3 protein-coding genes are annotated in these 16,092 nt (G+C 51.3%); all 3 read left to right on the plus strand.

Translation table 11 applies throughout. From position 1 onward, the window contains the following. Positions 1-137 precede the first annotated feature (137 nt). The 3 genes from KZ483_RS07480 (at position 138) to KZ483_RS07490 (ending at position 15,979) form a co-directional block, all read left to right on the plus strand. On the plus strand, positions 138-6,422 hold the full coding sequence (locus KZ483_RS07480; RefSeq protein ID WP_220352045.1) for a LamG-like jellyroll fold domain-containing protein: 6,285 nt from the start codon (positions 138-140) through the stop codon (positions 6,420-6,422). A gap of 240 nt (positions 6,423-6,662) precedes the next feature. After that, a complete protein-coding gene (locus KZ483_RS07485) occupies positions 6,663-12,218 on the plus strand; it encodes a LamG-like jellyroll fold domain-containing protein (protein ID WP_220352046.1) in 5,556 nt (1,851 codons plus the stop codon). Positions 12,219-12,487: 269 nt separating this feature from the next. Then, a complete protein-coding gene (locus tag KZ483_RS07490) occupies positions 12,488-15,979 on the plus strand; it encodes a LamG-like jellyroll fold domain-containing protein (RefSeq protein ID WP_220352047.1) in 3,492 nt (1,163 codons plus the stop codon). Positions 15,980-16,092: the final 113 nt, after the last annotated feature.

A 16,092-nucleotide genomic window follows, 5' to 3' on the forward strand; every position in this document is an offset into this window, starting at 1 on the left:
CCGGCAGAACCATCGGTTCTGCTGGCGACTTTGCAATCCTTCGGGGCAAGGAGGTGAGTATAATATTGCAAGCGATTTCAAAGAAAAGATTGGGTTCATTCTTACATGACCAAAAAAATGAACTCTAGGAGGAAACAATGAGAACCCCAAATGATAAAATGCACAAATTCGTTGCGCTGGTGGTCGCCTTGATATTGTTCATCACACCGGTATTGCCTGCGCAAGCGGCGGACAGCACCGTTACCGCAACTTCCGGTACGAACGGATTGACCTTGTACCCGTTCGATGGAAATGCCAATAGTACAGACGGGTTATACAATGGTACGGTGTCCGGCACCTCCGTCTACGGAGACGGCAGAGTCGGGCAAGCCATTGCCCTGAACGGCACCGATTCCTATGTAACTCTTCCATCCAATCACGCACTTTCTAATTATACGGAAATTACATTATCAACCTGGGTGAATTGGAAGGGAGGCAAGGATTGGCAGCGGATCTTCGACTTCGGCACCGGCACGACCCAATACATGTTCTTAACGCCGAAAACCGGCAATTTCATGCGGTTTGCGATCAAGAACGGCAGCAGCGAGCAGATCGTGCAGACGGCGGCGCTTCCGGCTGGCCAGTGGGTTCATGTGGCGTTGACGCTCGGGAGCGGGAAAGCGACCCTGTACGTGAACGGCGAAGCGAAATCCACCGCTAACGTGACGATCAAGCCGAGCGATTTTAAACCGAGCAAGAACTACATCGGCAAAAGCCAGTTCGCGGCCGATGCGTTGTTCGGCGGCTCGATCGACGAATTCCGCATCTATAATCGCGCCTTAAGCGCAGACGAGATTAATACGGTATACAAGGATTCCAATCTGGCAGCCACGATCGCGCAAGCTCAAAAAATCATCGACAGCGGACAGCAATATTGGTCCGACGAAACTTGGGCGAAGCTTCTGGACGTCTACGAACGTGCGAAAGCATTGCAGGGAGATCCTGCTGCGACTCAAGCGGCAATTGATGCAATGGCGGAAGAACTGCTTGCCGCCATTCAAGGTCTTGCTGAGCCCCTGCCAAATTTCGTCAATAACACAGGTACACAGCTTGTCCATCCCGCCGTTAGCGTCGCACCTCAGGACTTGCTGCGCGTACGGCAGCATATCTTGAATAAAGATCAGCCTTGGTACGGCTATTATACGAACTTTGCATCCAGCGATTTCGCTTCCAAATCGTATGCGATCCGAAATGATAATAACCCGTCTGCCGACTTTGATCATCTTGAACCGAGGTACAGCTACGACAGCTATAGCACCAGCCTCTTTAACAATCAGATGACGCAGGATGCCACCGCAGCGCACTATCAGGCGATCATGTATTTTATGACAGGTGATCCCGCCTATCGGGAAAAAGGTATGCGAATCGTCCTGCTGTGGGGGAGTCTGGATCCGTCCAAAGCGAAGTATGTGACGGATGCGCATATTCATCAAGGACGGCCCGTGTACTATATGAATGCGGCCGCGGAATTGCTGCGTTATACGAGTACTGGTCATGAAGAGCTGAAATGGAAGGATGAGTATTCCCAGAAATATAGCGATAACTTTCAGAAACCGGCGCTTCGTCTCTGGTTGGAACGAAACACCAACTGGATGAATCAGCACCAAACTTCGGTTATGGGAACATTGTCCTCCTATGTTTTCATGGACAGCAAGGCGGATTATGAGCGTGTGTTAGAGTGGGCGACAGTAAACGCCAGCACTCCATCTCAACACGCATACCATAACGGTGCGATAGCCAACGCCATGTTCGAATACTCCACGGACAGCAATGGGACTGTGCTGGACGAGCCTGTCGTGGCTGTCAAGGAAATGGTGAGGGATCAACCGCATTCGTTCGACAACGTGGTGAACTTGTCCATTATAGCTCAAATCATAGCGGCACAAGGCACGTCACTCGATCCGGTGGGCGGGACAGCTACGACAGCCGACAATGGAAAGGACGTCTATTCCTTCTTGGACGACCGGCTTCTTAAGGGTGTCAATACCTATTATAAATACAACCTGGGATACGCTATACCATTCAATGACGGCTTGAATAATCCGGTTAGCCCGGACAGACGAGGACGCATTGGTGCCCGCGAGGACTATTACTACATTTATAAGTATGGCAAGGGCTATGCGGATAACGATCCCGACTTTAAGTATGTAGCCGAAGCGATGAATAAGTATTGGGATATTTATGGTTTGAGAACCAGCGATTTATGGCTTTATATTCCTGATGGCGCTTTAGGCACACCCGTACCTGCTGTTATTGCCCAAGAGAATGGGAGCACGGTTCCGTACCAGTTTGAAAAACATTTTACCGCGTTAGACAGCGGCATTGCGAGGACAAACGATTCGGTCCGCATCGAGGCCGATGAATCCGGCTCACTATTCGCTGTCCCTAGTATGGGTATCTGGCGCAATGGCAACTTGGCGCTCCGAATCAAGAGCAATGCGATGACGACGCTGAAGTTCCAACGCGATATTGGCAAAGAGCCGTTTGCCGCGGTTCACCTGCCCGATACGGGAGGGGAATGGAAGTATGTGATCGTCAACCTGGCAAGTGTGCCTGGCACCGATTTCCAAGCAGACTCCATGATTTATTTCAATGTATTCGGCAAGACGGGGGAATACGTCGAGTTTGATCACCTATTGCTCAACAGTACAACGGTGAAAGCGCCTTACTTCAAGGGAGGCGTGAATGAGCTGCATCTTGAATCTTATATTTCTGCGCAGCTGCAATATGATTTGTCCAATTCAGCAAGCAATGCAGGCCAAAGCATAACGTATAGCGTAGTTGAAGATAGCGCCGGATTCGTGAGTAATGCCAATATTACCGTCGATAACAATGGCGTACTGTCGGCGAACATTCCGTCATCCTTCCCAAGCGGTAATTATTCCTTCTATGTGACGGCATCGAATGGTACGGCGATGAATGTACTGACGGTCACCGTCACCGTCACAGGCAGCTATAGCGAAGCGATCGAGAATGTAATCCGAACCTATGATCCTGCTCAAAAGTATGAAACGGCAAGCTATACCGTATTCCGGACGAAGCATGAAGCTGCGCTGGCTCTTGTTGAATCCGGCGACGCAGCTGCCATGAATCAGGCATTGCTTGATCTGAAGGAAGCTGTGAGCGGGTTGCGCCTCTTAAATCCGTTGATAGCGGACGGAGCCCTTGATTTAACGGGGATCGCAGTGGGAGCGCCGGACAGCAGCGGCATCAATATGGGTTCGTTAGTAGATCTCCACGCTTCAGGCATTCCGATTAGATGGATTTGGGATCAGAAGCAGTTTACGATGGATTTCGGTGAAGGCTTCAAAGTAAAGCCTAACGAATTCCGGCTATTGCCCGACTCCGGATTCCCGGCACGATCAGAGGGAGCCATCATCCTGGCATCCAATGACTATACGAACTGGGTACGAATCTCTGACGATATATCGGAATATACCACGGATTGGTTCACCTATACGGTTAAAGAGGAGTACAAGAATACCGGATTCCGTTATTTCCGTATGAAGGATGTGACCTCCGGGGTATTAAACAAGGACGATTATACGGAGGACCAACCGTTCACTATCGCTGACCTCCACATTTTTGGCGAACGGTTTGAGACGGGTAATGTGGTGAAGGATATAAGCTTGAAACTGCAATCTGCTTCGCCTGTCCAGGACATTATCGATATTCCGCCTAGAGCCGTCATAGGGGATAAGGTGATACTCACATTCAAAGCGGATCAACCGATCAGCAATGTGCGCGCCACCATTCAGGGCGAGGCGGTTGGCGTTACGGATAACGGGGACGGTTCCTATAACGCTGAGTATGTTGTTCATGCCGGATCGAAGTCAGGCTACGCTGCGATTTCCATTGACTACAACTTTGCGGACGGCACGCCGGCCTATACCGTGTACAGCTATCCGGATACATTCATTACCAATTCAAATAACGTACAAGTGTCCCAGAAAGTGTTGATTTCCGATACGTCCAATGAGATCAATGCGGCAGCCGAATCGCAAATAAGCGGCTCAGACAATACATTGGACGCGGCCGAAATCACTTATTTGTTCGATGGCAAAATATCCACCGGTCCCGATGTAAGAGCCGGCGGCAGCGGATATGGATACTACAATTTTGATTTCGGCGCGAGCAACAGCAACAAGTTGATGCAGCTTGACCGAATCGAGATTTTGAACCGCAGCGGCTTTCCTGGCAGGGCTGGAGCGGTGAGCGTAAGCGCTTCTGCGGATGGCGTAAATTGGCGAACCATATCCGAAGTATCAAAGGGTTACAACTATGATACCTGGCAGCCGGTTAAAGTGTTGGATCAATACAAGGATGCCGCCTTCCGATATTTCCGTATTTACGGAGGAAACTGGTTTGGGAATATCTCGGAACTGCGTATGTTCGGGAAAGTCGGCGAGGATCTGAAGGGATACGACCCTACGTATACAATCACGACAACGTCGAGTGATCCCGCGGCAGGAACGACCTTGGTTTATGTCAATCCGAACGGCCTTCCGCCTGCCCCGGAGCCGACAGGGGATGAGGGAACCTCTCTGACGGTGCATGGCGATCAAACGGCCGTGACCGTTGTGGCGAAGCCTGCTGAAGGCTATGAATTCGTCAAATGGGTAGAGCCGACGACAACCTATGGCATGATGGCAGATTATTTATGGACGGCATACCCCGTGTTCAACCTGACAACCTATTCAGGCGGTTATCTGGGGGGAGTCAAGACCTACAATGTCGTGAGAGACTGGAATCTGAAGGCTGTCTTCAGAAAACTAAAATCATCTGATGCCGCGCTGTCCAGCTTGGCACTGAGCGAAGTATCGCTGAACCCGGTATTTCAGCAAGACGTAACAAGCTACTCAGCCAGTGTGCCTGTTGGCACATCAACCGTCAATATCACGGCGGTTGCGAGCAACGATGCGGCCGCAGTACAGATTAACGGTACTGTAGTGGAAAGCGGCAGCTCGCACAGCGTTGAACTTGCCGGTGAAAGCACCGTAGTCCGGATTTTAGTAACGGCAGAAGATGGAACAGAGAAGCAGTACGACGTCACGATCAATCAGGAAGCAGCGGCAGCGATTGATCCGGCCCAGCCGAACGGCAAGAACGGCTGGTACACGGCACCCGTTACGGTAACGCTATCGGCCTACGGAAGTGTGCAGTACAGCCTGGACGGCGGAAGCAGCTGGAACGTCTATGACACGCCTGTTGCTCTTGGTCAGGAAGGGCCGAACCAAATGCTGTATCGACCGGTAACGGTGACCGGTTCGGTCTATCCGAAATCGGTGAATGTCAAGATCGATCTGACTGCACCGCAAATCACGATTGCCGGGGAAGCTTCGTATACCATTGATCAGACGGTCGGCATCACGTGCAGCGCGGTTGATACCGTATCCGGCGTGACCTACTCGCGGTGCGATGAACCGCTTGTGAATGTCAAGGCGTATACGCTTGAGCCGGGCGTCCATAAGGTGACGGCGGAAGCGGAAGATGCCGCGGGACATCGCGGATCGGCCGAATATTCGTATAGTATAGTTGCGACATTCGACAGCCTGTCTGCACTGACCGGTACGTTCGCGGCTGAGACCGGCGCTGAAGGTGCCAATCAAGTTGCGGCATCGCTGCAGCAGCAGCTGGAAACGGCTGAAGCGAGAGCGGCAGAAAGAAAAGGCGCGGAAGCCCGCAAACTGCTGCAAGCGTATATAACGGAAGTGAACAAGCAAAGCGGTAACGTGTTCACGGCCGGGCAGGCGGCAGTGCTGGTCCGCTGGGCGCAGTGGCTGCACGATGTGACGCCGCTGGCATCGGGAGCACCGGGTAAACCGGTCCTGTCGGACAACAACGGATATGACACGGGATTGAAGGACGGCAGCTATACCGTCACCATGAACCTGTGGTGGGGGAACAACGGCACCGAGTTCAAGCTGTACGAGAACGGCAAGCTGATCTCCACGCAGAAGCTGACGGACAACTCGCCGGAGGCCCAAACCGTGAAAATCGATATCACGGGTAAAGCGAACGGTACGTATACATACACCTGCGAACTGACGAACGTCTTCGGCACGACGGCATGCGATCCGCTTGTCGTCACCGTCACTGACGCCGCTCCGGGCAAGCCGGTCTTGTCCCATAATAACTGGGACAAAGACGGGAATTACGACGTCACGATGAACATGTGGTGGGGAACGAACGGTTCCGAATACCGCCTGTACGAGAACGGCGTACTGATCGACACGCAGACGCTGAGCGAAGCGACGCCGAATGCCCAGAAGGCGGTCACGAATGTTACCGGCAAGGTGCCGGGGGTGTACGAGTACCGCGCCGTATTGGTCAATGCGGCGGGCGAGACTAGCAGCGAGACGGTCTCCGTTACTGTCAAGTGAGAAAAATTGACATCCTAGAAGATGGCATTTCCGCTGCCGTTCAAGGCTACTAATGTCTTGAGGGCTTCAAGGGATGCTCCGATCGCGATTTTTGCATCTGGGCATCCCTTGTTTTATAAAAGAAAACGAACGCCTTCACGGCTATGATTTTGATGTCAGGGGGGTGAGTTTACATCGAGTTAATGAATGAATGATTTCGGTTTCAAAAGGCTCTCAAATTTGAAAGGAGGAAGTCTTTAAATGAAAGGGTTTCTGCCAAAATGTAAGCGTTTATTTTCTATCGTATTTTCTCTGCTAATATTAAGCGGTGCCATACCGGATAGCAGTGTAACCGTACATGCTGCCGAAGCCTCAGCCATTGCACCCAATGCCACCTATGTTTCCACTGTGCCGACACCGCAAAATAGCGCAGTCATCAATCCGAACTATGACCGCAGCTATGACAACTACGTGGTCAAAGGTCCGACAGGACTTGTCCACCCGGGTGTTCTGCACTCGCGGGCGGATCTGAATACCATGAGGGATATGGTTTGGCTCGGGAAAGAGCCTTGGGCGTCTGCATTCGATAAATTCAGAAAGACTCCCGAATCTTCGAAGAATGTAGTGATCTATGGGAACGGAGGAACGCAGAAGGAATTCGTTTATTCCCAAGTCTCTGACAGCAACGGGGACAAGCAATTGCGCCAGGATGCCACGACAGCCTATCAACAAGCGCTCATGTGGTACATCACGGGGGATCAGGTTTACCTGAACAATGCCAAGAAGGTATTGGACGCGTGGGGCAATGGTCTCAAGCAATTTTTCAATACGACGGAGCCGGCCAATTGGGATACTGTCGCACAGGTATGGGGGGCATCCAGCGTTCTCAGCTCCGGTGTAGCAGGTCAGAAGATGGCTGCCGCCGCAGAAATTCTTCTCTATACGCCAAGCTCAGGGTGGTGCCGGGACGCCCAAGGCAATATCGATTATGAAGCAAAGAAGGTCTACGATAATTTCTTCAGACTCATCTGGCAGGAAACGAACAAGTGGTACGGATTTTTCAATCAAGCGGCCGTAGGGAACATGGGGTATATGTCCATTTCCATCTTCCTGGACGATATCAACGGTTATAACGAAGCGGTGGAGCGGTTTGCCTACAATAAAAAAGCCGTAGACGACGCTAATACAACCGGAGCAAACAGCATCAATTTCTCGGTTGCCGCGATGGTATTGGATAATGGACAGATCGTCGAGATGGGACGTGACCAGCCTCATTCGGGCGTTGACGTTGCGGCGCTCGGCGCAGCGGCCCGAACCATCAATGTTCAGGGGACGAAGCTTGACCCTGTAACCGGGGTTCCGGTTGCCGAGGGCGGGGTAGACCCCTATGAGTTCCAGAATCAAAAGCTGCTAAAGGCCTTATCTTATTATACGAAATACAATGCAGGGAACGATGTGGACTATATTCCCAATGTCAACGGCTTGGGACAAAGGACCGGATGGTCCACCGTCAGTCCGGCGGGACGGGGAAGCGGAACGGATATCGCTTCCATCTACAATCATTATAAATATGAGAAAGGATATTCCGGCGGTATTTACGACGAATTGTACAAATATCCCGAGCTTATGATGAGCGTCGACAATCCTCAAGGCCAGTCCATCGATATGCCGGGTTTTGGCCAGCTGCTCTTTACCCCTGTGAACGGTGCCTTGGCCACGGAGCCGAAGGGCCCGCCGCAGCCTTTGCAGGAAAAGGGAAATTTATATGGTCTGTATAACCGGTACCCGTCTGTACCTTTTTCGTCCAACAACGCAGTTTGGTTTAAGAACGGCTTTGTAAAACCCGGAATCGCCAGTTATCTGGACGAAAACGGTTTTGTCCAATACAAAGCCGAAGGGACGATGAACGGCAACTGGATCGGCTACGAAAACTTCGATTTCGGCTTGGTTCCAGCAGATACGCTCGCGTACAACTATTCCATGAACTCGTCGGCCGGGTCGACCATCAGCATGTACGTTACCGAGCCTGACGTAAAGCTTACCGACGAGACGATGGCCCAAACAACGCCGATGGCCGTCTTCCAAATCCCCAATACAGGCTGGTGGACAATACAGAACACCCATGTTCAAAAATTCGATAACATCGGCGATAAACTAAAAGGCAAGAAAAATCTGTATTTCAAAATTACGGGTTCCAACAACGTTTATAATTTAGCCGCCGAATCGTTCTGGTTTCAATTTTCGGGCGGATTCGCCAAAACCGATAACAAGGCGATTGAAGCCCCTTATACGAGCAGTACAGGTTATATGAAAAACGAGGCGGCGAAAAACGTTACCTTGACAGACGTTGGTTATATCGGATATCGCAATATGAATTTTGACAGCGGAACCATGCAGATGCAGTTGAATCACATAGCCGCAGGAAGCGGCATGCTTGAAATGAGGCTTGGAGGCCCGCAGGGCCAGCTCGTCAAGACGTATCCGATTGAGGATACGACAGGCAGCACGGTGACCGCCGCGTTCGACCATCAGAATGATGAAATTATATATGGCAATAACGGAGGCAACAACGATCTTTATTTTGTCTACAGAGGGACCGGCTCTCTGACCTTTAACAGCTTTAAATACGTAACGCCATCCTCTTCCGGAACAGTTCAGTCGACAAAGACGCAGGGTGGAAGCTATTTTTCCGATCTGTACGGCAACGCCCAGAAAATCGGGGATAATGTCGTATTAAAAGGAGACGGCTCCGCAGTCGCATATCCTAATGCCAACATGGGGTCCAAAGGTGATGACCGGCGCTTCATGTCTTTGCGGGTGAAGAGCAACGAGCCAGTTGTCATGAAAGCCATCGATCTTCGCAATGGAGATGCAGCCACGAATACCGTAGCTGAATTTGCTGTTCCGAATACGAACGGCGAGTTCGTAACGATCGCATACGATTTGGCGAAATCGGGTTATGCTGCGCGAGAAGGCGGGATTTTTCTCAGGCTGCAAGCAACCGGCGGAACTGCCGATGGCAGTGTGGAAGTCGATTACTTCAGTTTTGACAATGCGGATATCCCGTTTGTCGATCTGCTGCAAGATGTATCCATCGTATCCGATCATCCGGGCAATCCTTCCATCGCAACGGCGGGAGATACCGTGACGTTATCGTTTACTGCCAGCGAACCGATCGATAGTGTTGCCGTTTATTTCGGCAATACGAAGATGAATGCCGTTTCCGCAGATGCCCGTCATTTTACCGTGACGCAAAAGCTTGGGGAAATCTATACGTCTGGTAAAATCCAGTTCCGCATCGACTACAATCAAGATGCGAATTTCGGGAAATCGGTCAGAAGTACCATTGATGGCACCTCGGTGACGATCGTGAATGAAGAAGGGCTCATCAACGATGCATTCAAGAAGCTTTCTTTGATTGATTCTACACCGGGTCGAAGCACGGATTCGACAATTCAGATAGCGGCCTATCTGTTTGACGGGAATGCAGCCAGCTACTCCGATTTTCGCTCCGATAGCGGAGGCTGGGGCTCTTGGGTTGCATTTGACCTCGGCGATCAGGATAAAGTGCAATTAACCCAAGTCAAATTGCTTGCAAGACAAGACATTCCCGCCCGTGCGGCAGGTATTGTCATCCAGGGAACCAATCACATCGGTTACGAGCCGTGGGAGACGTTGACCGCCCCGGCTGTAAATACGGTGAATTGGCAAACGTTAACGGTCCAGAATCCGAAAGCCTACCGTTATATCCGGATTTACAACGGGGCCCAATGGTTCGGCAATCTTGCCGAAGTCAAGTTCTATGGTACCATGATCCATACGGGTAGCCCGGTCCTTCTGGACACGGTATCGCTGAAGTCGGATAACCCGGAGGATTCTTCCTTAGCCGTGACGGGGAATACGGTCACCCTGGATTTTGCTGCCGGTAAGGCTCTTGAGAATGTCAGGGTTTATTTCGGCGACAAATTGGTGGAGTCCACTTCCGATGACAATCTTCATTGGAAAGCCCGGTATACGATTGGAACTACTTATCAAACGGGCAAAATTCCATTTGTGATCCTGTACGATAATGGGCCTGTCGTGACCGGTACCACGGACGGTGCGTCGGTAACGGTCATTGACCCGCTTCAGGTTGCACTCGATAAAGCGGCAAATCTTGAGGCAGGAAATTATTCTAGACTGAGCTATTATCTGTTCAACCAAGAAGTTGAACGCATCAAAGCGGAAATGACTCCGGGTTATTCTGAAATGGAACTTGCCAAGGAGCTTTACGATGCGAAGAGCTTGCTTGCCGGCAATCCGTTGTCCCTCTATTCGTTTGAAGGAAACGCCGATAATGCATTCGGATCTGCCAACGGGACGGTTTCCGGCACCTCTTCGTACAAAGACGGGATAGTCGGGAAAGCGATCGAATTGAACGGCACCAATAGTTATGTCACGCTGCCCTCTACGCATCCTCTGTCCGGTTACGATCAGATCACCTTGTCAACCTGGGTGTACTGGAAGGGCGGCAACGCTTGGCAGCGCATCTTCGACTTCGGCAACGGCACGAACCAGTACATGTTCCTGACGCCGAGATCTGGCAGCAACACGCTGCGTTTCGCGATCAAGAACGGCGGCGGCGAGCAAATCGTGCAAACCTCGCAGCTTGCAGCGAATACGTGGGTTCATGTGGCGGTAACACTCGGGAACGGTACGGAGAAGCTGTATGTGAACGGTGTGGAACAGGCATCCACTAATGTCACGATCAAGCCGAGCGACTTCAAACCGAAACAAAATTATCTCGGGAAAAGCCAGTACGCCGATCCGCTGTTTGGCGGCATGCTGGACGAATTCCGTATTTATGATCATGTATTAAGCGCTGATGAGATCCTTCAGCTAGCAAACAATACGGCGCCACAGGGGGACAATTCCTTACTGGCGTACCTGCTGGATAAAGCTGCAGCGCTTGACGCCAAGCTTTACACCGAATCGAGCTGGCAAGCAGTTGCGGCAGCCGCCCGGAACGCACAAGCATTGGCGTCGAATGCCAATCAAGCTGCCATCGACGCTTCGGCCGAACAGCTGCAGAGTGCGCTTGATGCGCTGCAGTGGATGGACGTATCCGCATCCTTGGATCCTGCGGCACCAAGCGGCAAGAACGGTTGGTATACGTCCCCGGTCATGGTGACGCTGTCTCCCGCGTCAATCGCGGAATACAGCCTGGACGGAGGAGTCACCTGGGCAGTATACGGCGCGCCTGTCACCCTGGACCATGAGGGAACGAATCAGGTTCAGTACCGCCGTTCGATCGATCCGGGAGAAGCCAAAAAGCTGGAGATCAAGATTGACCGTACCGCACCGGTCGTTCAGATAACGGGCGCGGCGTCGTACACGATTGATCAGGATGTCGCTATTACGTGCAGCGCGACCGATGTTATTTCGAGCGTATATGGTGCGCCGTGCGGGACGCCGCTTGTTCAAGCGAAGGCGTACACGCTGCCTGCGGGCCAGAATACGGTATCGGTTACGGCAGAGGATATGGCGGGCAATCAAACGACGGTTACCCATACGTTTACGGTAACGGTCACGTTTGACAGCTTGAAGAATGTGACGAACGGCTTCCTGAAGACAACAGGGAGCAAAGCTTGGGAAAAGGTAGCCGGCTCGTACAATCACAAGCTCGATCAGGCGAAAGATGCAGCTGAAAGCGGCAAAATCGACGCGGCGAGGAGCATGATGGCTGACTATATCAAGCAAGTGACGGATCAAACCGGCAAATACTTTACGAAGGAACAAGCGGACATCCTGATCCGATGGGCTCAAATCGTGATTTAACGTAAGTAGAGGAGAGGAAGGCAGCAGTGCCTTCCTCTCTATTAAACCTATTTTCGTTTCGCTACGCATCGATCATCTTAAGGGAGGTGATGGACCGGCAAGCTGAAATCAGGATAAAGTCGAAATGAAAAGGGAGGATGATATTGGGCAAACGCCGACATGCTGCGGCAGGAGAAACGATGAGCATCAATAAAAAGGAGGAAAATGGAATGAATGTAGTCAAGGAAAGAAAGCGCTGCCAACGGTTTTTTTTCGGAATCCTTTGTTTTATGTTGACAACGACAACCTTTTTCGGTCTGGGGAGCAGCGATACGGCGTATGCGGCGATTTCACCGCTGATTACTTCTTACCAGCCGCAGGTCGTCAACACCGATGTGGATGTTTCCTACACGGATTCTTCCGGGAACACGATATCGGGAACCATCCATCATCCGGGTATTGCCATGAGACAGTCGGATTTGGACAATATGCGCGATCACGTAAGAGCGGGAGACGAGCCTTGGAATACGGCATTCAGTGCCTTTTCCAGCGACTCCCAGGCCAGCAAAACGCCAAGAATCTACTATGAGGCAGGCAATGACATATTCATAAATATTCGTGGTCCTTGGGCGGAAACCGTAAATGGCGTGTATTATTCTAATCCCAGCGATTATGTAGGGACGCGTGCCAATACCGATTCTGAAACAGCTTTCATACAGGCGATTATGTGGTATATTACGGGCGATGAAACCTATCGTTCCAATGCCATGACGATCATAAGAAATTATTCGGCCATACAGTCTTGTGCTACCCATACGAGCTTCCGTTTCGCTACGATGACTTATTTGCTCGCGGCGGCGGCAGAAATTTTGCGCTATTCCGATACTCCAACGTCCAGTCTGGATTGGACAGAAGCGGATACGACGAATCTTACCAATGCGATGAACATTGTTACGGTTACTTATAATCCTCATACCTTTTTTATGAACCAGCATCAGTTTACCGTAATGGGAACGATGGGAAGAGCGATCTTTACAAATAACCTGCAGCTTTATGCGGAGGCCGTAGAAGCAGCGACAGTGAATTCCGCAGGACAAGCGGGCGGAAGAAACGGTTCGATCAAGTACGAGATGCGTTATATGACGGCCAATGAAGTAACCGGAGCCGCCTTGTCTCCTTCGGATTATCATGTGCAGTTAATGGAAATGGGCCGCGATGTGGGGCATTCCTACGGCAATGTTGGCGGACTTTCAACACTGGCGCGAACCATCTATGCCCAAGGCACGAAGGTTGACCCTGTAAGCGGAGCGATGTCCACGGCCGCCAATGCGGTAAATCCGTTTAATTTCTTGGACGACCGGCTGCTCGCAGGGGTCACTTACCTGCTGAAGTACCATCTGGGTTATGATGTATTGTGGACACCTGCCTACTCGGACGGAACCACATCCGGATCCGCGCATTATGATGCGATCAACGCGGACGGCCGGGGCAGAATCGATTCTTACTTTAATGTGTTATACAATTATTATAAATATATCGAAGGGCGGGATATGACCCAGGAGAAATACAAGTACCTGGCCTATGCCTATGAAACGAGGATGCCGGAAGTAGCAGCAAAGGATTACCCGCTTGCCACTTTGCTGTACACGCCCGATGCGGCAAAGACTGTCGGCCTTAGCAACCAAATCACGTTAGGCGGAATTACAGGGTTGACTGCAACGGCGTCAGGCTCGACGACGATCGATTTAAGCTGGACGGCCGTATCGGGAGCACTGGGTTACAACATTTACAGATCCACAGCGGCAGACGGCACTTTTACCAAGATTAACAGCGAGCCGCTTACATCGGTCTCTTACAGCGATACGGGGCTAACGCCCAATACGATTTACTATTATCAGGTAGGAGTAGCCGGAGGATCGACGTCGTCCGTCGTATCCGCAACAACGGGAGGAACGGGCGTTCCTGCCTTGGATGCAAGCAGTTATGACCTGAATGTCAGTCATACGCATCAGACGGTATTAAGGGTTATTAATGCTGATAGAAGCACACAAGACCTCACGAGCCAAGCGAGTTATGCTTCATCCAGCACAGCCGTCGCGACTGTAAATTCAGCGGGATTGGTTACCGGGATTAGCGCCGGTACAGCTACGATTACTGCCACCTATAACGGGCAAACTTACAACGCAGCGGTAAAAGTGGTCCCGGATACCAGCCAGAAAACATGGTACAAGTTTGACGAAACAAGCGGGACAACCGCCGCGGACTCATCAGGATACGGCAACAACGGGACCGTAAACGGCGGAAGCAATGCGACCTGGGCAACAGGCAAATACGGCAATGCAATCAGCTTTGGAGGAACGAATACGACTGCGGCCTATGTGGCGCTGCCAGGCAATCTTGTGGACAACATGAACAGCATGACATTCGCCGCCTGGGTTTATTGCAGCAATACTGCCGATGCCGTAAGCTTGTTTACGGCCGGGCCGGCGGCTGCTGCAACCCCTACGAAATATATGATGATGCTTCTGAATGGAAGCCGGTTTACGATTACCGCAAGCGGAAATATTGCGGAACAGAATATTTCACCGAGCGGCAATTTAACGGCCAATACATGGAAGCACATTGCCGTAACGCTGTCCGGCAGCACCGGGATTCTCTATATAGATGGCGTACAGGCTGCAACCAATACAGGGATGACGGTCAAACCTTCGGATTTGGCGCCGACGACCAGTGGAAACTTTATCGGAAAATCGGCATGGACAGGTGATAAATATTTAAAAGGGCAAATTGACGATTTCCGAATCTATAATCGCGCCTTAAGCGCGTCGGAAACTACGAATGTCATGAACGGACAAACGCTCGCCACCGTGACGACGGCGCCGACAGCCGTAACGGCAGCGGCGGCGGACGGCAGTTCGGTCAACCTGAGCTGGCCGGCAGTAACGGGAGCAACGGGCTATCATGTCTACGTTTCGGATTCTTTAGCGGTTAATGCCGTCTATACAAAGTCAAATAGCGATGCGATTTCAGGGACAAGCTACACCAGCCAGGGATTAAAGGCGAATAAAACGTACTACTTTAAGGTGACCGCCGTAAATGCCACAGGCGAATCCGCCATGTCGGCCATTGCTTCAGCAGCGACCGGCGGCATAGCGGATACCAGCCTGATAACCTGGTATAAATTTAACCAAACAAGCGGGACTGCAGCTGCAGACTCATCCGGATATGCGAATAACGGGATATTAAATGGCGGCGCAGCTTGGACAACAGGCCAATTGGGCAATGCAGTGGATCTCGACGGAACCGATGACTATGCTTCTCTTCCTGCCGGAATCGTCTCAGGCGCTGACACGATAACCGTTGCAGCTTGGGTTAATTTGGATACCGTTAGCAACTGGGCGCGTATTTTTGATTTCGGTTCCGGAACATCGACTTACATGTTTCTGACGCCGAGCAATGGAGCCGGCAAAATCCGTTTTGCAATCAAAAACAACGGATCTAGCGAGCAAATCATTGACGGGACGTCCGCGCTGGCGGCAGGCGGCTGGCATCATGTCGCCGTCACATTAAATGGCGCTACCGGTATCCTCTATGTTGACGGTGCTGAAGCAGGGCGCAACAGCGCTATGACCCTTAAACCGTCCGATATGGGTGCCACCACACAAAACAGGATCGGCCGCTCCCAGTATAACGATCCATATCTCAATGGGCTTGTGGATGATTTCCGAATCTATACCCGACATCTTACTGCCGGAGAAATCGCTGCCCTTGCCGTTTCTTGATAGGCATATTTCCCATAGCCTGAGTCGGGTCTAATCTTATTCAGATTCTAAACCCACAAAAACCCGCAATCAATTTCATGGTTACGGGTTTTTGTGTGAATTCATTGGTATCA

The sequence above is a fragment of the Paenibacillus sp. sptzw28 genome (genome assembly GCF_019550795.1).
Lineage (GTDB): Bacteria > Bacillota > Bacilli > Paenibacillales > Paenibacillaceae > Paenibacillus_Z.

Bases quoted from the DNA above. Each gene is read 5' to 3' on its own strand.
- KZ483_RS07480 (WP_220352045.1), top strand. From the start codon at position 138: ATGAGAACCCCAAATGATAAAATGCACAAATTCGTTGCGCTGGTGGTC.
- KZ483_RS07485 (WP_220352046.1), top strand. From the start codon at position 6,663: ATGAAAGGGTTTCTGCCAAAATGTAAGCGTTTATTTTCTATCGTATTT.
- KZ483_RS07490 (WP_220352047.1), top strand. From the start codon at position 12,488: ATGTTGACAACGACAACCTTTTTCGGTCTGGGGAGCAGCGATACGGCG.